Genomic DNA, 24231 nt, shown 5'->3' on the forward strand with positions numbered 1-24231 from the left:
ACGGGCGTCCTCTCCGTGGTTGCGGACAACACCGCCCCGTCGGCACTGGCGCAAGGAGGAGGATGCCGCCGCCCACCTCCTGCGCCGACCCTGGTCGTACACGTTCGGTCGGCCGCTCCCGGTCGAACGAGACCCGAGCGAGAGGCAGGGCCCATGACCGCGACCGCGGAAGAGTCCGTCCAGCTGACCCGGACACTGCTGACCGAGGTCGTGATCCCGGTCTACAACGAGGAGCGGGTCCTCGCCGACAGCGTCCACCGGCTGCACGACTACCTCAGTCGCCACTTTCCGTACCCCTTCCTCATCACCATCGCCGAGAGCGGCAGCGTCGACGCGACCCCGGAGATCGGTGCGGCGCTTGCCCGGGAGCTGCCCAACGTCCGGCTTGTGCGCATCGCCGAGCGCGGCCGGGGCCTGGCCCTTCGGCAGGCGTGGGAGACCAGCGACGCCGACGTGGTCAGCTACATGGACGCCGACCTGTCGATCGACCTCGACGGCTTCCTGCCGCTGATCGCCCCGTTGGCCTCCGGCCACAGCGACCTGTCCATCGGCACCCGGCACCGGCAGGGTTCGAGTGTGCAGCGGTCACTGCTGCGGGCGGTGCTGTCGCGCACGTACAACCTGCTGTTGCGGGTCGTACTCGGGGTGCGGTTCTCCGACGCGCAGTGCGGGTTCAAGGCCGGCCGCCGGGAGGTCGTGCAGGCGCTGCTGCCCGTGGTGCAGGACAACCGGTGGTTCTTCGACACCGAGCTGCTCTGCGTGGCGCAGCGGTACGGCCTGCGTATCCACGAGGTGCCCGTCGACTGTCTCGACGACCCCGACAGCAAGGTACGCATCGCCTCGACGGTGCTGGAGATGCTGCGCGGCATGGTGAAGGTGACCCGGCGTCGGATCACGGGGACGTTCACCGTGCCGCTGCCGGCGCACCTGCAGCGGGCCAAGCTGCCGCCGGGGTTGGCCCAGCAGTTCGTCAGGTTCGCCACCGTCGGCGCCCTCAGCGGGCTCCTGCACGTCGGGTTCTACCTCGCCTTCCGTACGGTGATGTCGCCGTTGGCGGCCAACGCCCTCGGCCTGTTCCTCACCACCGTGCTCAACACCGCGGCCAACCGCCGGGTGACCTTCGGCATCCGGGGCCACCGCGGCGCACTACGCCACCAGTTGGAGGCCGGGGTGGCGTTCCTGCTCAGCCTGGTCTTCTCCAGCGCCGGTCTGCTGGCCGTCGGGTCGGGACTGTCCCGCGCCGCCGAACTCGCCGTGCTGTTCGCCGGTGACGCGCTGGCCACCCTGGTCCGGTTCACCCTGCTCCGCAACTGGGTGTTCGCGCCGCACCGCCAGCGCGGCGACGACGGCGGACCTGCGCAGTGAGCCGGCTGCTCATCGTCACCGCAGACGACTACGGCCTGACCGAGTCGATCTCGCGGGGCATTCTGCGCGCCCACGACGCCGGCGTGGTGACCAGCACCTCGGTGCTGGCCGTCGGCCCGGCCGTGGCCCGCTCGGCGGCCTGGCTGCGGGAGCGGCCCCGGTTGGGGGTGGGCGCACACCTGGCGGCGGTGGGGGAGGATCCGCCGCTGCTGACCGCGCGGGAGATCCCGACCCTGGTCGACCGGCGCGGGGCGTTCCGCCCCGGCTGGCGGTCCTTCATGCGCGCCGCCCTCCTCGGGCGCGTCGATCCGGCGGACCTGCGCCGCGAGTTCGACGCGCAGGCCGAGCGGCTGGTCCGCGATCTCGGCCTGAGCCTGACCCATGTGGACACCCACCAGCACCTGCATCTCTACCCGCCCGTCGCGGAGGTGGTCACGCAGGTCGCGCGGCGGTGGGGGGCCGGCGCGGTGCGGACCCCGACGAGCACGGCGCGGGGGCCGATCGGTTTCGGGGTACGCCGGTGGAGCCGGGCCCTGTCCGGCCGGCTCGCCGCCGCGCACCTGGCCTCGACGGGGGCGTACGGCGGCCTGGACGAGGCGGGCGCATTGACGCTGGAGCGCGCCGAGGAACTGCTGGGCCGGCTGGCCGCCGGTCCGGCCGCCACCATCGAGATCAACTGTCATCCCGGTGAACCCGCCGCCGACGACCGGGGCCGGTACGCCTGGGGCTACCGGTGGGGCGAGGAACTGGCCGGGCTCACCGATCCCCGGTTGCGCGAGACGGTACGCCGGCTCGACCTGCGACTCGGCGGGTTCGCCGAGCTGACCGCCGTCGCCACCGCCGTCGCCACCGCCGCCGCCACCGCCACCGCCACCGCCGACGTCCCCGCAGGCCGGCGAGCATCTTCGAAGAAAAGAGAATGATCGATGAGCTGATAGGTTGTCGACGGGCGCGGCGGGTGCCGCGCCGCAGGTGGCAGGGGCCGCGCCGAACGTCGGCGTGACACCGACGCCACTCCTCACCGGCATGGCGCGCTCTCCTCCCGCCGCCGCCGGAAACCTCTCCCGCATGCCGTCACCGAACCGTGCCCCCGCACGCTCGCGGCGGCTCCCGCACACCCGCCGAAGGAGCGCAGATGGACCTCAGACAGGGCACTGTCCCACAGCTCGACCCGCGTCGTTGGAAGGCGCTGGTGCTGCTGTGCATCGCCAACTTCCTCGTCATTCTCGACGCCCAGGCGGTGATCCTGGCGCTTCCGTCGATCAGCAGGGAACTCGGGATGTCCGCCGCGAGCGCCCAGTGGGTGCTCAGCGCGAACCTGCTGACCTTCGGCGGCCTGCTGCTGCTCGGCGGCCGGGTCGCCGACCTGCTCGGCCGCCGTCGTACCTTCATGATCGGCACTGCCCTGTACCTGGTGGTGTCGCTGCTGTCCGGCCTCGCCTGGAACACCGAGGTGCTGTTGGCCGCCCGTGCCCTGCACGGCGTGGCGGCGGCGCTGGTGGCGCCCACCGCGCTGTCGATCCTGACCACCACCTTCCCGGAGGGCCGGGAGCGCAACAAGGCGCTCGCCGGCTGGGCGGGCATCGCGGGCATCGGCGCCACCATCGGCCTGCTCATCGGAGGCACCCTGACCGAGAGCCTCGGCTGGCAGTGGGTCTTCTACATCAACGTGCCGCTGACGCTGCTGATGCTGGCGCTGAGCCCGGTCCTGCTCGCCGAGAGCCGGGCCGACGGGATGCGCCGCGTCTACGACGTGGCGGGCGCCGTGACCAGCACGGCCGCGCTGGTCCTGCTGGTCTACGCGGTGGTGGAGGCCCCCGCGGTGGGCTGGACGAGTGTGCGCACCGTCGGCCTGTTCCTGGCGGCGGTGGTGCTGACGGTCATCTTCGTGGTCATCGAGAGCAGGTCGGCGGCGCCGCTGGTGCCGTTGCGGATCTTCCGTAACAACGCGTTGGTCGGCGGCAACCTCGTGACGGTGGCCATCGGCATGGTGGCCTTCGGCATGTCGGTCAGCATCTCGCTGTACGCCCAGCAGGTGCTCGGCTACTCGCCCCTGGAGTTCGGGCTGCGCCAGGCCATCATGCCGATCATGGCGTTCGTCGGGGCGTACGTGGCCCAGGCGCTGGTGACCCGGCGGGGCTTCCGGCCGGTGACGATCGTGAGCGTGCTGTTCCTGGCGGTGGGCAGTCTCCTGCTGACCCGGGTGTCACCCGACGGCCAGTACGTTCGGGACGTCGCCGGCGCGCTGTTCGTCTTCGGCCTCGGCCTCGGGGCCGGCACGGTCGCCACCTCGGCGGCGGCGCTGTCGCGCGTCGAGCCGGCCGACGCCGGCCTGGCCTCCGGGTTCAACACCGCGGCCTTCCAGATCGGCGGCGCGGTGGGCGTCGCCATCGTGTCGACGGTGATCGCCGCGCGGACCACCGGACCGGACCCGGCGGCCATGACCGACGCCCTGCGGGCTGGCTTCCTCACCTGTGCGGTGCTCGCGCTGCTGGGGCTGGTGCTGGCGGTCGCGCTGCTGCGCCGCTCCGGGGGGACGTCGGCGGCAGCGCCGTCCCCGCAGCGGGAGATGATCGGCTGAGGCGACCCCGTGCCCGCGCCGGCCGGCGCGGGCACGGGACCGGTCGGGGGGCGGGGCGTCGCCGCGCCGGCCCCGGCCGTCCCACCGGGGCGGTAGGGTTCAGTCGGCGCCGGCGCGGATCCCGGCGATGATGGTGTCGACCACGTGGGCGGCGAGCTTGTCGATCACGTCCCGGTCCTGTCCGTGCAGCGGCCCCCGGGTGACCAGGTCGGCGAAGCCGTGCACCGCCGACCAGCACGCCCACTCGGCGTGCGCGCGTCGCTCGGGGGACAGCACGCCGGCCTCGACGAGCCCGTTGAGCACGTCGAGCAGGAGTTGGTACGGCGGGGGCACCGCGTCGGCGATCCGTACCGAGGCGGCCTCCTCGCCGGGCTCGTCCTTGGTCAGGATCGCCAGCTCGAACCAGCCCGGCTCGGACAGCGCGAAGTGGATGTAGCCCAGCCCCACGGCGCGCAGCCGTTCCAGCGCCTGCTCCCCGGGCTCGGCGTCGGGCTCGATGACGCCGATGCGGTCGAGCATGGCGCGGGCGAGCAGACCCTGTGCCTCGACGGCGACCGCCAGCACCAGGGCCTGCCGGTCGGCGAAGTGACGGTAGGCGGCGTTCGGCGTGACGCCGACGGACCTGGTGACGCCACGCAGGCCCAGAGCGTCCGCGCCGCCGGAGCGGGCCAGCCTGAGCCCGGCCTCGACCAGGGCGGTGCGAAGGTCGCCGTGGTGGTACCGGCGTGTTTCACCGAGCACGGTTGCGGAGCCCCCTCAGCGCGTATACGGTGTGAACATGGCAGATGTGAACAGTGTAGACACCACGCCGACGGCAAACTACCTCGCGCCGGGCTGGTTTGATATCTCCACCCCGGATGCCGAGCGAACGCGAGCTTTCTACAAGGAATTGTTCGGCTGGACGGTACACGTGCTGGACGAGACGTACTCGCTGGTGGGTGGCGCGAACGGGGAGCCCATGGGCGGTATCGGCCAGGCCGGTCCCGATGCTCCGTACACCGGCATCGTGACCTATTTCCCGGTTCCCGACGTCGAGGCCGCGCTCGTGCAGGCGGAGAAGCTCGGCGGCACCCGTCGAATGGATCCGCAGGCCATTCCCGGCCGCGGTCGAATCGCCGCCTTCGCCGACCCCGACGGCAATGTCGTCGGCCTGATGAGTCCGTGACGTGGCCGGCCACCCGACGGTGACCACGCGGCCCGGCGTGACCCACGCCGGGCCGCCGTTCCCGTCGGTCGTTCCGGTGGCGTCTCCGTCCGTGCGGCTGGCCGGTCCGCCGTGCCGCCGCGTGTCACCAACCCTGCTCCGCGCGGCCCCACACGGTGCCGGGCACCGCGCTGCTCGCGTGCCCCGGCCCTGTCCGAGGGTGCTGTCCCTCCCGTCGACCGGCGACGTGTCGTGTCGATCATGTGTAACTGACGATCAAGGAGTTTGAGCGTGTCCACGGTGAACTCGAGTAGGGCCTCGGAGGGTGCCGGGGGCCCTCGGGCGGACGCCCCACGGCCCGAGCCGGATCCCCGGCGTTGGTGGGCCCTCACCCTGCTGTGCGGTCTGCAGTTCATGATCCTGCTGGACATGACCATCGTCAACGTGGCGTTGCCCCGCATCCAGGACTCGCTGGGCTTCTCCGAGTCCGGGCTGGCCTGGGTGGTCAACGGTTACGTGCTGATGGCGGGGGGCCTGCTGCTGCTCGGCGGGCGGCTGGCCGACTTCTTCGGCCGGCGCCGGCTCCTGCTGGCCGGCGTGGTCATCTTCGCGATCTCCTCCGCCGTCTGCGGTGCGGCTGTCAACCAGTCGATGATGGTCGCCGGCCGGTTCGGCCAGGGCATCGCCGAGGCGCTCGCCGCGCCGGCGTCCCTCGGCATGATCGCCCTGCTGTTCACCGACCCGAAGGAGCGCACGAAGGCCCTCGGCATCTGGGGCGGCCTGGTGGCGCTGGGCGGCACCCTCGGCTACGTCATCTCCGGCCTGCTGACCGACCTCGCCTCCTGGCGCTGGATCTTCTACATCAACCTGCCGGTCGCCCTCGTGGTGTTCCTGCTCCTGCCGCGCCTGGTGGCGGAGAGCAAGATGGTCCGGCAGAAGGGCGAGACGCTCGACGTGGCCGGCGCGGTCACCTCCACCTCGGGTCTCGTCGCCATCGTGTACGGCCTCCTGCAGGCCGCCGAGAACCCCTGGGGATCGGCGAGCGTGGTCGTGCCGCTGCTCGTCGGCGTCGCCCTGCTGCTGGCGATGCTCATCATCGAGCGTCGGGCGAAGAACCCGCTCATCCCGCTCAACTTCTTCGCCAACCGCACCCGCTCGGTGATCAACGTCGCCTCGCTGTTCTACATGGCGGCGTTCATCTCGTACACCTTCATGCTGACCCTGTACGAACAGCACGTGCTCGGCTACTCGCCGCTCAAGAGCGGTCTGGCATGGCTTCCCCTCGGGTTCGCCATCGGGGCGGGCATCGGCCTGGGCACCGCGCTGACGCCCAAGCTGGGGGTCAAGCTGGTCGCGGCGCTCGGCTTCATCGGCGCCGGGGTGGGCCTCTTCCTGACCAGCATGATCGACACCGACTCCGCGTACCTGACCGGGCTCCTGCCGGGGATGATCGTGTTCGGCCTGTTCGCCGGCGCCACCATGCCGGCCGCCACCAACGCCGCCCTGCACGGCGTCACCGTCCAGGACTCCGGCCTGGCCTCCGGCGTGCAGACCACGATGCAGCAGGTCGGCAGCGCGCTCGGCCTTGCCGTGCTGGTGACTCTCGCGCTGCGTCATGCCGGCGACGAGATGATGAACGGCGTCGCCCCCGAGGTCGCCGTCACCGCCGGGTACGCCCTGGCCTTCCGGGTCGGCGCCGGCCTGATGCTCTTCGGCGGTGTCCTCATCCTGGCCCTGTTCGAGCGGGTCAGCACGGAGCTGCGGGACCCGACCGCCGAGATGCTCGAGAAGGCGGCGCACTGACCCCTGTCGCCCTCCGAGCGGGCGCCTGCGCAACCATCGATACCCACCCAGACAGAACCAGGAGGGCAATGACATGCCTGCTACCGACAAGCCGGTCCAGGAGATGGACACCACCTTCACGTCACAGATCGAGACGGATGGCGCTTTCGCCACCTTCCTGACGGTGCCGGGCTCCGCGGAGCTCTTCGGCACCCGCCGGCCCGTGAAGGTCGGCGGCACCATCGACGGTCACCCCTTCACCGCCACCCTGATGCCCTCCGGCGAGGGCCCGCACTGGCTGCCGATCAAGGCCGCGCTGAAGAAGGCCGTGGGCAAGGACAAGGGCGACGAGGTGACGGTGCACCTGCAGCAGCGGCTCAGCTGAGGCTGTACGGCAGACGGCGGTCCCACCCCTCGGGGGGCGGGACCGCCGTTTCGTCGTACCGGGGATCACCAGGTCACGGGAAGGCTTCGCAGAGCGTAGACGGTGGTGCCCTGGGTGAACTCCAACTCGGACTCCGGGACCGCGAGGCGCAGCCCCGGGAACCGGCGCAGCAGGGCCGGGAACGCCTCGCGCAGCTCCATCCGGGCCAGGGGCGCCCCGATGCAGAAGTGCACGCCGTGCCCGAAGGCCACGTGGCTCGTCGGGGGGCGGGTGATGTCGAGCCGGTCACCGTCGGGCAGCAGCTGCGGGTCACGGTTCGCGGCGGCCAGCGCGGGCACGACGAGGTCCCCGGCGCGGATCTCGTGTTCGCCGAGGGTCGTGTCCCGGGTGGCGACCCGGATGAACCCTCCGTGCAGCACCCCGACGTAGCGCAGCAGCTCCTCGACGGCCCCCGCCACGACGGTGGGGTCGTCGCGCATCAGGGCCAGCTGGTCGGGATGGCGTAGCAGGGCGAGGGTGCCCAGCGACAGCATCTGGGTGGTGGTCTCGTGCCCCGCGATGAGCAGCGCGTTGGCCAGGCCGACCAGCTCGTCGTCGGTGATGCCGTTGGCATGGCCGTCCGCACCGTGCTCGCGCAGCAGCATGCCGATGATGTCGTCGCTCGGGTTCGCCCGGTGGTGCGCGACAAGCTCGTGCGACACCCAGCCCGCCTCGCCGAGGCGGCGCAGTTCCTCCAGCGGCGTGGAGACCGCCGACGAGGTGGCCGCCCGGGTGGCCCGGCTCCGGAACCGCTCGCGCAGTTCCTCCGGCACCCCGATCAGCTCGCAGATCACCGTGACCGGCACGGTCTTGGCGAACATGGACACGAGGTCGACCGGCGGGCCGTTGCGCTCCATCTCGTCGAGCGCCGCGGTGATGATCTCCACCACGCGAGGGCGCAGACGCTCGACGCGCCGGGTGGTGAACCACGCGGCGACCATCCGGCGCAGCCGCGTGTGGTCGGGCGGATCCAGCATGATCAGATTGCCGACGGTCCGTCGCCTGCGCACGCTCTCGGTGTCGAACCCGCCGTCCACCAGCACCTGCGGCGGCGGGACGCTACCCACGTGGAAGACGTGGGTGTCGGCCAGTTGGGCGCGCACCTCGTCGTACCGGGTGATCAGCATGGCCTCCTGGCCGAACGCGGTCGTCACCCGGCCGAGCCGACCGTCGTCGCGAAGTTGGCTGACCTCGGTGGTGACGTCGAGACCGACCCGGCCCCGGGACAGCGCCATCGGGCAGCCGCCCGCCGGTGCCGTCGGTGCGGCGTCGACGTCGGTGTCGTTCGGGGAATTCATCAGCTACGCACCTGTCCTCCGGATCGTCCCTGCGGGAAGGCATGTCCTGGCGGATGCCGGGCAGAGCCGGCACGGCGGTGACGGCGTCGTCGTCGACGCCGTCACCGCCGTACGTCCGCGCCGCGGCTCAGTTGGCGAAGAACTCCGCCATCAGCGGCGCCCCCACCTTCTGGTTGAACAGGTGCCCCTCGCCCTCCAGGCGGATCAGGCGGGCGTTCGGGATCTCCTGCGAAAGGGTCACGCACGCGGCCTGGATGGCGGCGGAGCTGTCGCAGCCGCTCAGGATGAGGGTGGGTACCTCGACCTTCGGCAGCAGCCCGTGCGGGATCGCGTTGTGGTCCACGCTGATCACCGCGTCGTAGAGGGCCGAGGGCGCCATCGACTTGAACGCCTGCCAGGCCGGGTGCTGCTTGAAGTTCTCCAGGGTCTCCTCCGTGATGAAGCGGACCATGTCCCTGGCGAACAGCGTCACCGCCTCCTCGCGCCGGTCCTCCTCGATGAACTGCTTCAGCTGCGCGATCTGCGCCGGGGTGGCCTTCGGCGAGTTGTAGGGCGGCTCGTAGAGGCCGAGCTTCGACATCGGCACGCCGTGCGCGGCGGCGTAGATGGCGATCATGCCGCCGGTGCAGTTGGCGAACACGGCGGTCGGCTCACCCGTGACCGCGATGACGGCGGCCAGGTCCTCGACCTCGCGGTCCATGGTGAACCGCTCCGGGTCGCCGTACTCGCTGTCGCCGCGCCCCCGCCGGTCGTAGTTGTAGACGGTGAAGTGCTCGGACATGAGCTGCGCGAATGGCGTGAACATGGCGCGGTCGTTCAGGCCGCCGCCGATGACCACGACGGGCGGCCCGCTGCCCGACTTCTCGTACGCGATGACGGTCCCGTCCGCCGAGACCACGGTCTCGACGGGCAGGTCGCGCGGGCCGGCGTAGTCGTCGGTGAGCGGCAGGCCGTCGGGTGCGACTCCGTGGTCCTCCGCCGCTGCGGTGTCTACCATGACGTGTCTCCTTCGCTTCGGTGGTGGCCCGGTGCCTGCCGTGCGGCGGGGCCCCGCCGGCGCGACCCCCGCAGGGGCCGGTCACCGACGGGAGCCGCGCCGACTGCCCGGGCCTGCCGTCAGGCGGCGGCCGGGACCTTGTTGTAGAGGCGGACGGGCAGCTGGGCGTGCCCGTTGACCACGAAGCTGCCCTGGCCCACCAGCTCGTCGCGGCGCACCGCGAGCTGCATCTCCGGGTAGCGGGCGAACAGCGCGGGGATACCGATCATCCACGCGTGCTTGGCCAGCCGGGCACCCAGGCAGTAGTGGACGCCGTGCCCGAACGACAGGTGGGTCTTGTCCTCGCGCAGCGGGTCGAAGTCGTCGGCGGTGTCTCCGTGGATCGCCGGGTCCCGACCGATGCCGGCGAAGTCGACCAGGATCGCGTCGCCCTTGGCGATGTGCACCCCACCGATGTCGAAGTCCTCGGTGGCGTACCGGAAGGGCAGGTGCGCCACGGGCGACTCGACCCGCAGCGTCTCCTCCCAGATGTTCTCCCAGGGGATCTCACCGCTGATCACCTTCGCCCGCAGCTCCGGGTCGTTGAGCAGGAACAGCGAGGAGTGGGCGAGGGCGTTGACCAGCGTCTCCGAGCCCGCGCCCAGCAGCAGGTGCAGGGTGCCGATCATCTCGGAGTCGCTCAGCCGGGAGCCGTCCTCGTCCTTGGCGGCGATCATGCCGGTGGTGAGGTCGTCGCCCGGGTTGTTGCGCTTGTACTCCACCAGCCCGGAGATGGCCCCCTGCCACTGGTGCAGGTTGGCCTCGGCCACCTCGGCGGAGATCCGGGTGTCGATGTTCTTGTGCCCGCCCTCCAGCACGTCGCCGCGCATGGAGTCCGGCACGCCGAACAGGTCGCACATCAGCCGGGTCGGCAGCTCCGCGTGGAACCAGCCCTTGAGGTCGATGACCCCGTCGGGAGCGGCGGCCGCCGCCTCCGCCATCCGGTCGAGCAGTTCGGTGACGGTCTTCTCGATGTGCGGCTTCATGGCCTCGACCCGGCGCTCGGTGAACGCCTTGAGCAGCAGCTTGCGCAGCCGGGCGTGGTCGACACCGTCCTGGGTGGCCATCGTGTCCATGGCGACCCAGGTGATCAGCGGCCAGCCGTTCGAGATCTCGCCGTTGATGTAGGCCGGCCAGTTGCGGCGCGGGTTCTTCGAGAAACGCTCGTCGCCCATCATCTGCTTGGCGACCGCGTAGTCGTGCACCGACCAGGCGAGGACACCGTCCTGCAGTTCGACGCGGGCGATGGGGCCCTGCTCACGCAGGCGCTTCGTTTCCCCGTGGGTGTCGGCGCCCTCGGGATCGAGACGGTACGGGCAGACTCCGTTTGTCATGGGACATGACCTCCAACAGGGGTCCGTTAGGATTGGCCTGAAAATCGAGCAGAAAACGTCGGCGTCCGCCAATTCAGCGTCGTTCGGAATATGTCGGCACCGCGCCGGACGGCTCGATCGTTCCCCACGCTAAGCGCCTAGTACGCGCTTCGACATCTTCTTGATTGCGGCTCAGGGACATCCCTGCCGGACGACTGCCCGGCCCGCGACAGCCGCGAATCCCGCACGCCGCAAGAAGCCCCACGACGTCCTCGCGTGGCACCGTATGGGCACCGCGACCCGCGGCGTGGCCCCTGGGCGCGCCGCGCGACACCACGGAGGGGCGATGGCGGAGCTCGTAGCGGTCACCGGGGCCGAAGGCTTCATCGGCTCCCACCTCGTCGAGGAGCTGGTCCGACGGGGACACCCGGTCCGGGCGATGGTGCAGTACAACTCGTTCGGCGCGGCCGGCTGGCTCGACCACCTCGACGCCGAGGTGACCGCCCGGGTCCAGGTCCACCCGGGCGACATCCGGGACCAGCAGTCGGTGCAGGCCCTGGTGGACGGGGCGGAGGTCGTCTACCACCTGGCGGCGCTCATCGCGATCCCGTACTCCTACCAGGCACCCCGGTCCTACCTGGACACCAACGTGATCGGCACGGCGAACGTCCTCGACGCCGTCCGCGCGGCCGGCAGCGCCAGACTGGTGCACACCTCGACGAGCGAGACCTACGGCACGGCCCGCAGCGTGCCCATCGCCGAGTCGCACCCGTTGCAGGCGCAGTCGCCGTACGCGGCCACCAAGGTGGCCGCCGACAAGCTCGTCGAGGCGTACCACCTCAGTTTCGCGCTGCCCGCGGTGACGCTGCGGCCCTTCAACACGTACGGCCCGCGGCAGTCGGCCCGGGCCGTCATCCCGACCATCGTCACCCAGCTCGCCGCAGGCGCCCGCGAGATCAGCCTCGGCGCGCTCGACCCGACGCGGGACTTCACCTTCGTCACCGACACGGTCGAGGCGTTCCTGTCCGTGGGGACCGCGCCTGCGTCGGCCGTCGTGGGGGAGGTCTTCAACGCCGGCACGGGCGACGAGGTGTCGATCGGACAGCTCGCCACCGACCTGGTACGCCTGACCGGCGTCGACGCGACGGTGGTGGGCGACCCGCGCCGCATCCGGCCGAAGGACTCCGAGGTGATGCGCCTGGTGTGCGACGCCACGAAGCTGCGCGACCGCACCGGCTGGCGGCCCCGGGTGGACCGGGAGGCCGGGCTGCGGCGCACCGTCGACTGGTTCCGTGACCCCGCGAACCTGGCCGGATACCGGCCCGGACGCTACGACCGGTAGGGGGTGAGGGTCATGCACGCGGTGATCCTGGCCGGCGGCAAGGGCATCCGGCTGCGGCCATACACCAGTCGGCTGCCCAAGCCGCTGGTGCCGATCGGCGACGAGTTCTCCATCCTGGAGATCGTGCTGAGCCAGCTCGCCCAGCAGGGCTTCTCCGGCGTGACGCTGGCCATCGGCTACCTGGGGCATCTCATCCGCGCCTTCGTCGGCGACGGCAGCCGCTGGAACCTGACGATCGAGTACGTGACCGAGGAGGAACCGCTGGGCACCATGGGCCCGGTGCGTGGCACGCTCGACCGGCTGCCCGAGCACTTCCTGGTGATGAACGGCGACGTCCTCACCGACATCGACTACGCCGACGTGCTGCGCCGCCACAGCGGCAACGGTGCCCCGCTGACCGTGGCCACCTACCGCCGCGAGGTCCGCATCGACTTCGGTGTGCTGTCCACCGCCGAGAGCAGGATCGTGCACTTCGTCGAGAAGCCCACCATCGACTACCAGGTCAGCATGGGCATCTACGGCCTGAGCCGGTCCACGTTGCAGCCGTACACCGTGGGTGTGCCCTTCGGCTTCGACGACCTGGTGCTGGACCTGCTGGCCCGCGGCACGCCGCCCGTCGAGTACGCCTTCGACGGCTACTGGCTCGACATCGGCCGCCCCGACGACTACGACCGCGCCAACGCCGAGTTCGACTCGATCAAGGGCCACCTGCTGAAGGGGGCATGATGCGCGTCGTCCTCACCGGCGCGGGCGGTTTCATCGGCCGGCACGTGTGGCGGGCGCTGACCGACGCGGGGGCCCGGGTCACCACGGTCGGACGGCGTGCCCTGCCCGACTCCGACCGGCACGCGTGCCTCGACGTGAAGCCGTCCACCGGTGCCGACCTGACCGCGTTGCTCGCCGCCGAACGCACCCCGGTGGTGCTCGTCAACTGCGCCGGCACCACCGGGGCCGACGTTGCGGCCCTGGCGGCCGGTAACGTCGCACTGCCGGCGACCCTGGTCGCGGCGGCGGCCCGTGCCGGCGTACCCGCTCGGCTGGTGCACCTCGGCTCCGCCGCCGAGTACGGGCCGGTGGAGCCGGGCAGCTCGGCCCGGGAGGGCGACCCGGTGCGCCCTGTGGGCTGCTACGCGCGCAGCAAGCTCGCCGGTACCCGCATCGTCGGCGCGGCGGCCCGCTTCGGGCTCGACGCGGTGGTGCTGCGGGTGACCAACCCGGTCGGCCCCGGAGCCCCCACGGACAGCCTGTCGGGGACGCTGGTCGCCCAGATCAGGCGTGCCCGCGACCACGGTGGACCCGTACGCATCGGTGGGGTCACCGCCGTGCGGGACTTCGTCGACGTGCGCGACGTGGCGGCGGCGGTGGTCGCGGCCACACGGGCGCCCGCACTGGTCGAGCCCGTGCTCAATGTGGGCAGCGGCCGGGCCACGACCGTCCGGGAGTTGGTCGACACCATGCTCGACGTGAGCGGCTACCGCGGCGAGGTGCGCCACGACGGCGGCGGATCGGCCCGGTCGGCGGCGGTGCCGTGGCTGCGGGCCGACATCGGCGCGGCGGTCCGGGTGCTGGGCTGGCGGCCCGCCACCGACCTGCGGACCACCCTCACCGACCTGTGGCGGCACGCGACGTGACGGCCGCCCCCGACCCGCCGCCTGAGCACCGACGACCCCGCGGCGGGGCGTACCCCGACACCGATGGAGAGGACCACCCATGACTTCCGTGACGCACGACCCGCCACTGGCCGCCGCGCCAGCCGGGGAACCGACACCGGCACCCCCGCAGCGGGGCGGGTGGCCGGCCCGGCTCGCGCTCGCCGGCGTCTGCCTGCTGGCCGGTCTGCTGTACGTGTGGGACATCGGGGTCAGCGACTACGGCAACTCGTACTACTCCGCCGCGGTCAAGTCCATGACCACCAGCCCGACCAACTTCCTGTTTGGCGCGTTCGACCCGTACGGCGTGGTGTCCACCGACAAACCGCCGATGAGCCTGTGGCCCCAGGCCCTGTCCGTGCTGGTGTTCGGCTTCCACAGTTGGGCCCTGCTGCTGCCGCAGGTGATCGAGGGGGTGCTCGCGGTCTTCCTGCTGCACCGCGCGGTGCGGATCTGGGCGGGGGAGCGGGTGGCGCTGCTCGCGGCGTTGATCCTGGCCGTCACCCCGATCACCGTCGCCATCAACCGGGACAACAACACCGACGCGCTGCTGGTGCTGCTGCTGGTCGCGGCCGCGTACACGTTCACCCGCGCGGTGCACGTCGACGTGGACCGCAGCCGCACGTGGTGGCTGATGTCGACGGCGTTCCTGATCGGCTGCGGCTTCCTGACCAAGTGGATGGAGGCGTGGCTCGTGGTGCCGGGCTTCGCGTTGGCGTACCTGCTGGGCAGCACCACCCCGGTGCGGCGGCGGATCACCGACCTGCTGGCCGCGGGCGGGGTGCTGACGGTCTCCTCGTTCTGGTGGCCGGCGCTGCACGACCTGTGGCCGGGCGAACGCCCCTACATGGGCGCGAGCACCAACGGCCTGGCCATGCAGGTGATCTTCGGCTACAACGGCTTCGGCAAGATCTTCGACTTCGGTCAGGAGTACAACGGCTCGGGCATCAACGTGGCCCTCAGCATGGTCGGCATGGGCGGCGGCATCCCCCACCTCAACCGGATGTTCATCCCCGAGGTGGGCGGCCAGATCTCCTGGCTGCTGCCGTTCAGCCTGCTCGTGCTGGCCGCCGTGGGCGCGGCCGGGTACCGCCGGCTGTGGCACCGACTGCCCGGCGACCGGCTGGAGCGCAACGGCTGGCTGGTGTGGGGCTCCTGGATGCTCGTCACGATCCTCGTCTTCAGCTTCGTGCAGGGCATCTGGCACCCGTACTACACGACGCTGCTGGGCCCGGCGGTCGCCGCGGTGTCGGCGGCCGGCCTCGCCGTGCTGTGGCGGTGGTACCGGCAGGCCCCCGACCTGCGGTGGACGCTGCTGCCGCTGGCGATCGTCCTCACCGCCGCCTGGGCCGTCGAGCTGTCCTCCCGGGACGCCTCGTGGCACGGCTGGACCCGCTGGGTGGTGCTGCCCGCGGCGGCCGTGGCGGTGGTGGGTCTCGCGCTGGCCCGCCGGGGCGGGCAGGGAGGTGCCCTGGCCCGTCCGGCGCTGGCACTCGGGGTGGCGGCGATGCTGTTGACCCCGACGGTGTGGTCGGTGGGCACCGCCGTCGAGCACGGCACCAACGGTGGTTTCCCCTCGGCCGGCCCGCCGAACGACGCCTTCAACGCGCTGCTGCGCGGTGAACTCGCGCCGGACGCGTCGTTCCCCGCCATGCCGCCGGGCATGGCGATGCCGCCCGGCGCGCCCCTGCCCCCCGGGATGGAGGCACCGCCGGAGATGCCGTTCCCGCCGGGCATGGAGCTGCCCGACCTGGACGACCTGCCGAAGGGCCCGCCGCGGGTGGGCGGCCTCGGCGGCCCCGACCTCACCGACGAGAAGCGGGCCATCCTCGACTACGCGGTACGCAACTCCGGCGACGCGGACATCGCCCTGGCCGTCGAGGGCGGCGGGCTGGCTGCCGCGGCGTTCATCATCAACAGCGAGGCCACGGTGATCGGCATGGGTGGCTACCTGGGCGCCGACGACGCGCCGTCGGTCGACCAGCTCCAGCGCTGGGTGGCGCAGGGCAAGCTCAGGTACGTGCTGTCGGCCGCGCCGGGCGATCGCCGGCTGGGTGGGATCGCCGGGATGGGAGGCGAGGTGCAGCAGCAGCGGGTGCCGTGGGTGCAACGCAACTGCCAGGTCGTCGACCCGGCGGAGTACGGCGGCACCTCCTACGAACCGGGCACGCCGTTGCTGATCCCCAGCTTCGCCGACGCCGCCCTCTACCGGTGCGGGCAGTGACATGCGGTCCACGGAGATCCGCCGGCTGACCGACGTCGAGGACCGCCACTGGTGGTTCCGGGAGAAGCGCAGCATCCTCGCCCGGGAGCTGCGTCGCCTCGGCGCGCCGGGGCGGGCCCTCGACATCGGGGCTGCCGGCGGTGGCAACAGCCGCGTCCTGCGCGACCATGGCTGGCGGGCGGTGGCCGCGGACCTCAACGAGACCGCCGTGACGATCGCCCGTGAGCGGGGCCTGGATGCCGTCCACGCCGACGCCCGGGACCTGCCCTGGGAGGACGGCACCTTCGACCTGGTGACCGCCTTCGAGGTGCTGGAGCACATCAAGGAGGACGACGTCGCAGCGGCGGAGATCCACCGGGTGCTCCGCCCCGGCGGCGTCGCCCTGGTCACCGTCCCCGCCGACATGCGGCTGTGGTCCGCCCACGACGAGGCGGTGCACCACGTCCGCCGCTACGACCGGGCCGGCCTGACCCGGGTCGTCGCCGGGTCGGGCCTGGTCGTCGACCGGGTGTGGAGCTGGAACGTGCTGCTGCGGCCGCTGATCGCCGCGTACCGGCGGCGGTCCACCGGCAGCGACATCGACGACCCGCCGCCCGCCCTGGTCAACGCGGCGCTGCGGGGGATCCTGGTCGCCGAGCGGCACCTGCCGTTGGGTTCGCTGCCCGGCGTCTCCCTGATCCTGCGGGCCCACCGGCCCGCCACCGGGCCCCCTGCGTCGCCGGGGCCAGGGCTCTGACGCGACGGTGCCCGGCCCCCGCTCGGGGGGCCGGGCACCGTCGTCGCCCGGACCGGACGTCAGGCAGCCGCCGCCGTCGCGGCGACGTACGCGCGCAGCGCCTTCTTGTCGACCTTGCCCAGCGGCGTGACCGGCAGCTCGTCGACCTCCACCAGCCGCTCGGGCAGCTTGAACCGGGCCATCCCGGCAGCCAGCATCGCCGACCGCACGTCGGCGAGCGCCACGGCGCCACCCGGCCGGAGCACCACGACCAGGCACACCCGCTCGCCGAGCTCAGGGTCGGGCATCGCCACGGCCGCGGCCTGCTCGACGTCGTCGAGCCCTCGCGCGACGTTCTCGATCTCCTCGGCGTGGATCTTCTCGCCGCCCCGGTTCACCACGTCCTTCTCCCGGCCGACCACCACGAGGTTGCCCTCCGGCGTACGGCGGACCACGTCCCCGGTGCGGTACCAGCCGTCGACGAACACGTGCCGGTCGTGTTCCGGGGTGTCGTAGTAGCCGCGCAGGGTGTAGGGGCCCTGGGTGAGCAGCACGCCCGGCTGCCCCACCGGAACCGGCACGCCGCGCTCGTCGACGATGCGGATCTCGTCGTCCGGGCAGACGGGCCGCCCCTGGGTGTGGTGCACCACCTCGGGCGGATCGTCGAGTCGGGTCATGCAGAGCAGCCCCTCGGCCATCCCGAAGACCTGCTGCAGGGTGCAGCCGAAGGCCGGCCCGATCAGACCTGCCACGGCCGGGTCGAGCCGGGCCGCGCCCACCTGGAGCAGCCGCAGCGAACCGACGTCCGTGCCCGGGTACTCCTCCAGGTGCCGCAGCCAGCGTTGCACGATCGCGGGAACCACCGATGTGGCGGTGACCTCCTCCCGCTCGATCAGGCCCAGGGCCACCTCCGGCGTGGTCGACGGGGCGACCACCACCCGGCCGCCGGCGAGCAGGGTGCCCAGCACCCCGGGGCCGGTGTTGGGGAAGCCGTGACCCAGGGGAAGGACCGCCAGGTACCTGCTGTCGGGCCCGAACCGGCACAGCTGCACGGCCCGCTTGACCATGTACGTCAGGTCGTTGTGGGTGCGGGGGATGAGCTTCGGCACCCCCGTCGTCCCGCCGGAGAGGATCAGCATGGCGACGGCGTCACCGCTGGGCGCGGCGGCGTCCAGCTCGGCCGCCGAGGTGCCCGGATCAGCCGCGGGCGCGCACAGCTCCGCCAGGCTCAGGCTGCCCGGCCGTACGTCGTCCCCGGCCACCACGACGTGCGCGGCGTACGGGCTCTCGGCGACGATCCGGTGGGCCATCGCCTGGTGGTCGAAGTCCCGGTACACGTCGGGCACCACGACGGCGCGGGCCTGCGTGTGCGCGACCAGGCCGCTGAGTTCGCGCTCCCGGTGCTGGGGCAGCGCCCAGACGGGCAGGACGCCGAGGCGCAGGCACGCCACCGTCGTCACCACGTGCTCCCACCGGTTCGGCAGCTGCACCACGACCCGGTCGTCGGGGCGCAGCCCCAGCGCGGCCAGCCGGGTGGCCGCGCCGTCGGCGCGGGCCAGCAACTCCCGGTACGTCATGCGGGTCGACCCGTCGACGAGGCACACCGCGTCGGGGGTCCGGCGGGCGGCGTCGGCGAGGTGCTGGCCCAGTGAGCGCCCCTCCCAGTAGCCGCGAGCCACGTACCGGGCGGCGAGTTCGCCCGGCCACGCGACGGTCCCGCGTCGACTCGGCTTCACCGCTGTCTCTGCCATCGGTCGCTCCTTGCGGCGCTGGTTCTGGCGACCCCCGCGAGGGTCGTTCTTCCCGGCAGCCTATGGACACTTCCCACGCCGGTCGTCTCGCCGATTGCGCACTGCTCAGCGCCATCCGGGCACGCCGCACGCCAAGAGTTGAGGCGACCTCCCACGCGGACAGAAACTGTCGCTTAATGGTCGACCCGCTTCGGGTGAGCTTCTCGCCGAATCCGCCGAAAGGCGCGAGCGACACCGTGGCCAGAGACCGTATTCGTGTCCGTTCCGTGAATCGAAGAGGGTGCGGGGACTTGAGTGAGAACGCAGCATCCGAAGACGCCGTAGCCATCATTGGGATGAGTTGCAGATTCGCCCCAGACCTCGACTCTCCACAGAAGTTCTGGGAATTTCTGCTCGCCGGTCGAACGGCCGTCGGGGAGATGCCGGAGAAGCGCTGGAAGCCGTACGCCGCGAGTAGCCCGCAGGCCACGGCCATCATGCGGGAGACGACCCTTCGCGGCGCGTTCCTCGATGACATCGAGGGATTCGACGCGGACTTCTTCGGCATATCGCCCCGTGAGGCGGACTTCCTGGATCCGCAGCAGCGGTTCATGCTGGAGCTGGCCTGGGAGGCACTGACCGACGCGGGGATCCCGCCGATGTCGCTGGGCGGCACCGACGCCGGTGTCTACGTGGCGGCCAACTCCAACGACTATGGTCGCCGCCTCCTGGAGGACATCCCGCGTACTGGGGCGTACGCGGTCAACGGCACCACCTACTACGGCATCGCCAACCGGGTGTCGTACTTCCTGGACCTGCGTGGGCCCAGCATGGCGGTGGACACCGCCTGCGCCGGCTCGCTGACCGCGCTGCACCTGGCCAGCCAGGCACTGCGTACCGGGGAGACACCGCTGGCCATCGTCGGTGGCCTCAACATCATGGCCACGCCCGCCCTCAACGTCGCCCTCGACGCCGCGGGCGCGATGTCCCCCGACGGCCGCAGCAAGGCCTTCGACAAGGACGCCGACGGCTACGGCCGGGGCGAGGGCGCGGGCGTGGTGGTGCTGAAGCTCCTCGCCGACGCCCGCCGCGACGGCGACCCGGTGCTCGCCGTGATCCTCGGCAGCGTCGTCTCCCAGGACGGCCGATCCGACGGCATGATGGCGCCCAACGCCGAGGCCCAGGAGCACATGCTGCGCCAGGCGTACGGCCGCATCGGCGTGGCGCCGGGCACGGTCGACTACGTGGAGGCCCACGGTACGGGCACCCCGACGGGTGACGGCAAGGAACTCGAAGCCCTGATCAAGGTCTTCGGCCCCGGCCGGCCCGCCGAGCAACCCTGCCTGGTCGGGTCCGTCAAGCCGAACGTCGGCCACGTCGAGGGCGGCTCGGGCATCACCGGCCTGATCAAGACGGTGCTGGCCCTGCGGCACGAGCAGATCCCGCCGAGCCTGCACAGCGAACCGAACCCGGACTTCGACTGGGACGGCTCCGGCCTGCGACTGGTCGACCGGCCGACGCCCTGGCCGGTCAACGGCCGGGCCCGGCGTGCCGGCATCTCCAGCTACGGCGTCGGTGGGACCATCGCCCACCTCGTCATCGAGGAGAGCCCCGAGCGGGCGGCGGAGAAGCCGGCCGCCGCGACGGCGGCGGGCACCCGCGCGGTGTTCCCCGTCTCGGCGATGTCGGAGGCGGGGCTGCGCGGGATGGCCGGCGCGGTGGCCGACTGGCTGGACGCCCACCCCGACGCCGACCTCGGCTCGGTCGGGCACACCCTGGCCCGACGTCGTTCGCACCTGACCCAGCGGGCCGCCGTGGTCGCGGACTCGACCGCCCAGCTCGCCGAGCGGCTGCGCACCCTGGCCGACGGCCGGACCGGGCCGGGGATCGCCTCGGCGCGGGTCGTGGCCGGGCACCAGGGTGGGGTGGTGTGGGTGTTCTCCGGGCACGGCGCCCAGTGGCCCGGCATGGGGCGCGGCCTGCTGGCCGAGGATGCCGCGTTCGCCGCGACGATCGACGAGCTGGCCGACGTGTTCCGCGAGGAACTCGGCTGGACCCCCCGGGAGGCGATCCTGGCGGGCGGCCCGTGGACCGCGGCGCACGTGCAGGCGCTGACCTTCGCGGTGCAGGTGGCCCTGGCCGCGTCGTGGCGCAGCCGGGGCGTCGAACCGGCCGCGGTCGTCGGACACTCGGTGGGTGAGATCGCCGCCGCGGTGGCGGCGGGCTCCCTGGACCTGCTGGCGGCGGCGCGGTTCGCCTGCCGGCGGGCCGCCGCCCTGCAGCGGCTGGAGGGACGCGGCGGCATGGCCATGGCGTCCGTGCCGTTCGAGGAGGCACACCGGCGGCTGGCCGGGCGGACGGGCGTCGAGGCGGCGATCTCCGCCAGCCCGCACTCCACGGTGATCTCCGGCGACCGGGAGGCGCTCGACGAGGTCGTCGCCGCGTGGCGTGCCGACGGCCTGGACCTGCGGCCCGTCGACACCGAGATCGCGTTCCACAGCTGGCACGTCGACGAGGTCGTCGACGAGGTGGCCGAGGCCGCCCGCGCGCTGGCACCGCGACCGCCGTCGGTGCCGCTGTACAGCACGGCCCTGGACGACCCGCGGTCGTCGGCACCGCGCGACAGCGACTACTGGGCGGCGAACCTGCGTCGACCGGTGCGCTTCGCCGAGGCGGTGCAGGCTGCCGTCGAGGACGGTCACCGGCTGTTCATCGAGGTGTCCTCCCACCCCGTGGTGACGCACTCCGTCGGCGAGACCCTGGACCACCTCGACATCGAGGACGCCAAGGCCGTCGGCACGCTGCGGCGCGGGACCGACGAGGTCGACACCCTGCTGGGCAACCTGGCGGTCGGGTACTGCCACGGCGCGACCGTCGACTGGTCGCGCGGCAACCCCGACGGTGCGCTGGTGGCCCTGCCGGGTGCGGCCTGGCAGCACCGGCCGTACTGGATCTTCCCCGAGGACGCGCCCGAGGCGGGCCTCGGTGGGGGTCACGACCCCAGCCGGCACAGCCTGCTGGGCGGCCGGCGCACCGTCAGCGGCACTCCCGCCCGCGAGGTGTGGCAGACCCGCCTCGACATGGACACCCGCCCCTACCCGCAGAGCCACGGCCTGGTCGGGGTGGAGGTCACCCCGGCGGCGTCCATCATCAACACCTTCGTCGAGGCGGCCGGTGGGCAGGAACAGCGTCCGGCGCTGACCGACATCGTGCTGCGCACGCCGCTGGCCGTGCAGCCGCCCCGGGTGGTGCAGATCGTCCGCGAGGACCGGCTGCTCTCCCTGGCGACCCGGGTCACCGACACCTCCACCTCCGACGACGCCGACGAGTGGATCACCCACACCACCGCCGGGATCGAGCTGGGCGTGCCGCAGCCGACCGGGCGGGTCGACGTCGAGGCCCTGCGGGCCCGCCTGGGCGAGGGTTCCTGGAGCTGGGTGGACGAGCTGTTCCGGGGCATGGGCGTGGAGGGCTACGCCTTCCCGTGGGACCTCGACGAGTTCCGCCGTGACGACGACGAGCAACTCGCCGTCCTGACCATCGAGCCCGCCCCCGCGACCCGGGCGAGCAGCTGGGCGCACGTCATCGACGGTGCCCTGACCATCAGCGCCGTGGTGGTGGCCCCGCCCGACGCCTCCGTGCTGTGGATGTCGAAGTCCATCGACCGGGTGGCCTTCCACGGGGAGCCGCCGGCCCGCATCTACGTGCACAGCCGGCGTTCGCCGCGATCCCCGTCGGACTCGGTGGACGTGCAGGTGGCCGGTGAGGACGGCCGGATCGTCTGCGAGGTCACCGGTTTGCGCTTCGCGGCCGTCGACCACCTGGGCACCGCCGTGCTGCCGCGCGACCTGGTGCACGAGGTCGCCTGGCGTCCGCTCGCGCCGACCACCGCCGGTGCCGAACTCGGCCAGGTCGTTCTCGTCGGTGACCCGGAGGCCACGGGCCTGCTGGCGGCGCAGTTCGACGAGGCCGGGGTGCGCTGCCTGCGGGTCGCCTCGGAGCCGTCCGGGGACGACTGGAGCCCGGCGCTGCCGCCGGAGGCGCTCGGCCGGGCCGGCACCGTCCTCGTGGTGCCGTCCGCCCCGCGTGACGGCGAGCCGCTGGAGCGGGCCACGGAACGGGCGGCGTGGATGTTGGTGCGTACCGTGCAGCGGCTCATCGAGGAGGCGGCACAGGCTCCCGGTGGGGGCGCCGCGCAGCGGGTGTGGTGCCTGACCCGCGGGGTACGCGCCGCCGGCCGCGAGGAGTCGCTGGCGTTCGCGCCGCTGTGGGGCATCGCCCGCATCGTGGCCGGTGAGCATCCGGAGCTGTGGGGTGGCCTGGTCGACACCGACGTCGTCGAGGCCGACCTCGCCGCCCGGCTGCTGCCCGTGCTGACCGGCCCGGCCGGGGCCGAGGACGTCGTGTCGCTGACCGCGCACGGCGCTGAGGTGGCCCGGCTGACCCCGATCGAGCGCAGCGCCGACGGGACCCCGTTGCAGTGCTCGCCGTCCGGCACCGTGCTCGTCACCGGTGGTCTCGGCGCGCTCGGCCTCGAGGTCGCCCGGTGGCTGGTCGACCGGGGTGCGCGGCGGCTGCTGCTCACCGGCCGGCGAGGGCTGCCGCCCCGCGCGGAGTGGGACTCCGTGGGCGATCCGAAGGTGCGCCGCCAGATCGACAGCGTGCTCGCCATCGAGGCGCTCGGGGTGACCGTCAGCGTCGTCGCGCTGGACATCACCGACCCCGAGGCGGTCGCCGCGACGCTGGCGCCGGGCGCGGTCGGGCTGCCGCCGATCCGGGGCATCGTGCACGCCGCCGGTGTGGTCAACGACGACCTGGTGGACAAGGTGGACCTGGCGGGGCTGCGCGAGGTGCTGGCTCCGAAGGTCACCGGGGCGCTGGTGCTGCACCGCCTGTTCCCGCCCGGCAGCCTGGACTTCTTCGTGCTGTTCTCCTCGTGTGGCCAGTTCGCCCGGCTGTCCGGGCAGACCAGCTACGCGGCGGCCAACTCGTTCCTCGACGCCCTGGCGGCGCACCGCAACGTCGGTGGCCACACCGACACCGTCAGCCTCGGCTGGACGTCCTGGCGGGGCCTGGGTCTGTCGGAGAACATCTCGACGACGATGGTGGAGGCCAACTCCCGCGGCCTGGAGGCGGTCTCCGTGGCGGAGGCGTTCCGGGCCTGGGCGTTCGGCGACCGTTTCAAGGCGAGCTACCAGGCCATCCTGCGGGTGCTGCCGACGCCGCCGCAGATCCCGCGGCTGCCGATGTTCCGCGAGCTCACCGCACCCGACGAGGCCACCACGGCCGGTGTCGGGCAGGGCTTCACGCTCGACGTCGACGGGCTCGACGAGGAGGCCGCGCGGGAGGCGGTCACCGCCGACGTCCGCGAACAGGTGGCCACCGAGCTGAACCTCGACCCGACGGACGTGGAACTGAAGCGTCCGCTGGTGGAACTCGGCGTGGACTCGGTCATGACGGTCGCGCTGCGGGTGCGCCTGCAGCGACGCTACGGCCTGGACCTGCCCCCGACGATCCTCTGGGCCCGACCGACCGTGGCCGCGCTCTCCGAGCACGTCCACGACAGCCTGCGGCCGCGCGTCGAGGCCGCATGACACACCGCGAGACCGCACCCCGACCGCCGGGGGC

Annotated in this window: 17 protein-coding genes; 12 read left to right on the forward strand and 5 right to left on the reverse strand. The window is 72.5% G+C overall.

The genetic code is table 11. The features are described from left to right. Positions 1-153 precede the first annotated feature (153 nt). The 3 genes from GA0070616_RS24370 (at position 154) to GA0070616_RS24380 (ending at position 3946) form a co-directional block, all read left to right on the forward strand. Positions 154-1365 (forward strand): bifunctional glycosyltransferase family 2/GtrA family protein, encoded by a 1212-nt coding sequence (locus tag GA0070616_RS24370; protein WP_091087870.1) that lies wholly within the window; start codon positions 154-156, stop codon positions 1363-1365. Then, positions 1362-2288 carry a ChbG/HpnK family deacetylase gene (locus GA0070616_RS24375; RefSeq protein ID WP_175440193.1) on the forward strand — a complete coding sequence of 309 codons (927 nt, stop codon included), beginning with the start codon at positions 1362-1364 and terminating at the stop codon, positions 2286-2288. Before GA0070616_RS24370 ends, GA0070616_RS24375 begins: the two co-directional genes overlap by 4 nt. Positions 2289-2500: 212 nt before the next feature. After that, positions 2501-3946 carry an MFS transporter gene (locus GA0070616_RS24380; protein WP_091087877.1) on the forward strand — a complete coding sequence of 482 codons (1446 nt, stop codon included), beginning with the start codon at positions 2501-2503 and terminating at the stop codon, positions 3944-3946. Between the two features lie 99 nt (positions 3947-4045). Here the strand turns inward: GA0070616_RS24380 and GA0070616_RS24385 are convergent, their stop codons facing one another. Continuing rightward, positions 4046-4687 (reverse strand): TetR/AcrR family transcriptional regulator, encoded by a 642-nt coding sequence (locus GA0070616_RS24385; RefSeq protein ID WP_091087881.1) that lies wholly within the window; start codon positions 4685-4687, stop codon positions 4046-4048. A gap of 37 nt (positions 4688-4724) precedes the next feature. On the opposite strand from GA0070616_RS24385, the gene GA0070616_RS24390 reads away from it, so the two are divergent. The 3 genes from GA0070616_RS24390 (at position 4725) to GA0070616_RS24400 (ending at position 7257) form a co-directional block, all read left to right on the forward strand. After that, on the forward strand, positions 4725-5111 hold the full coding sequence (locus tag GA0070616_RS24390; RefSeq protein WP_091091523.1) for a VOC family protein: 387 nt from the start codon (positions 4725-4727) through the stop codon (positions 5109-5111). A gap of 270 nt (positions 5112-5381) precedes the next feature. Further along, complete coding sequence (locus GA0070616_RS24395) at positions 5382-6893, forward strand: MFS transporter (protein WP_217628231.1); 1512 nt, start codon at positions 5382-5384, stop codon at positions 6891-6893. Positions 6894-6966: 73 nt separating this feature from the next. Next, the gene (locus tag GA0070616_RS24400; protein WP_091087885.1) at positions 6967-7257 is read left to right on the forward strand and encodes a DUF1905 domain-containing protein; all 291 of its coding nucleotides are present in this window, start codon (positions 6967-6969) and stop codon (positions 7255-7257) included. A gap of 65 nt (positions 7258-7322) precedes the next feature. On the opposite strand, the gene GA0070616_RS24405 is transcribed toward GA0070616_RS24400, so the two are convergent. The 3 genes from GA0070616_RS24405 to GA0070616_RS24415 form a co-directional block, all read right to left on the reverse strand. Beyond that, complete coding sequence (locus GA0070616_RS24405; RefSeq protein WP_091087887.1) at positions 7323-8594, reverse strand: cytochrome P450; 1272 nt, start codon at positions 8592-8594, stop codon at positions 7323-7325. 127 nt (positions 8595-8721) lie between these two features. After that, positions 8722-9591 carry an alpha/beta fold hydrolase gene (locus tag GA0070616_RS24410; protein WP_091087891.1) on the reverse strand — a complete coding sequence of 290 codons (870 nt, stop codon included), beginning with the start codon at positions 9589-9591 and terminating at the stop codon, positions 8722-8724. Between the two features lie 119 nt (positions 9592-9710). Beyond that, positions 9711-10964 carry a cytochrome P450 family protein gene (locus tag GA0070616_RS24415; RefSeq protein WP_091087895.1) on the reverse strand — a complete coding sequence of 418 codons (1254 nt, stop codon included), beginning with the start codon at positions 10962-10964 and terminating at the stop codon, positions 9711-9713. 325 nt (positions 10965-11289) lie between these two features. Here GA0070616_RS24415 and GA0070616_RS24420 point away from each other — a divergent pair, with 325 nt between their 5' ends. The 5 genes from GA0070616_RS24420 to GA0070616_RS24440 all read left to right on the forward strand — a co-directional run bounded on the left by GA0070616_RS24420 (position 11290) and on the right by GA0070616_RS24440 (position 16894). Then, the gene (locus GA0070616_RS24420; protein WP_091087900.1) at positions 11290-12285 is read left to right on the forward strand and encodes an SDR family NAD(P)-dependent oxidoreductase; all 996 of its coding nucleotides are present in this window, start codon (positions 11290-11292) and stop codon (positions 12283-12285) included. A gap of 12 nt (positions 12286-12297) precedes the next feature. Next, positions 12298-13011, forward strand: a complete 714-nt coding sequence (locus tag GA0070616_RS24425) for a sugar phosphate nucleotidyltransferase (RefSeq protein WP_091087903.1) — start codon at positions 12298-12300, stop codon at positions 13009-13011. Next, the gene (locus tag GA0070616_RS24430; protein ID WP_217628232.1) at positions 13008-13916 is read left to right on the forward strand and encodes an NAD-dependent epimerase/dehydratase family protein; all 909 of its coding nucleotides are present in this window, start codon (positions 13008-13010) and stop codon (positions 13914-13916) included. Before GA0070616_RS24425 ends, GA0070616_RS24430 begins: the two co-directional genes overlap by 4 nt. Before the next feature lie 79 nt (positions 13917-13995). Continuing rightward, positions 13996-16158, forward strand: a complete 2163-nt coding sequence (locus tag GA0070616_RS24435) for a glycosyltransferase family 39 protein (RefSeq protein ID WP_091087908.1) — start codon at positions 13996-13998, stop codon at positions 16156-16158. A gap of 1 nt (position 16159) precedes the next feature. Beyond that, positions 16160-16894, forward strand: coding sequence for a class I SAM-dependent methyltransferase (locus GA0070616_RS24440; protein WP_091087911.1), 735 nt, complete (start codon positions 16160-16162; stop codon positions 16892-16894). Positions 16895-16953: 59 nt separating this feature from the next. On the opposite strand, the gene GA0070616_RS24445 is transcribed toward GA0070616_RS24440, so the two are convergent. Beyond that, the gene (locus GA0070616_RS24445; protein WP_091087914.1) at positions 16954-18624 is read right to left on the reverse strand and encodes a (2,3-dihydroxybenzoyl)adenylate synthase; all 1671 of its coding nucleotides are present in this window, start codon (positions 18622-18624) and stop codon (positions 16954-16956) included. Positions 18625-18914: 290 nt separating this feature from the next. On the opposite strand from GA0070616_RS24445, the gene GA0070616_RS24450 reads away from it, so the two are divergent. Then, positions 18915-24197 (forward strand): type I polyketide synthase, encoded by a 5283-nt coding sequence (locus GA0070616_RS24450; RefSeq protein ID WP_342672289.1) that lies wholly within the window; start codon positions 18915-18917, stop codon positions 24195-24197. The last annotated feature ends 34 nt before the right edge of the window (positions 24198-24231 follow it).

This window comes from Micromonospora nigra (genome assembly GCF_900091585.1).
Classification (GTDB): domain Bacteria; phylum Actinomycetota; class Actinomycetes; order Mycobacteriales; family Micromonosporaceae; genus Micromonospora; species Micromonospora nigra.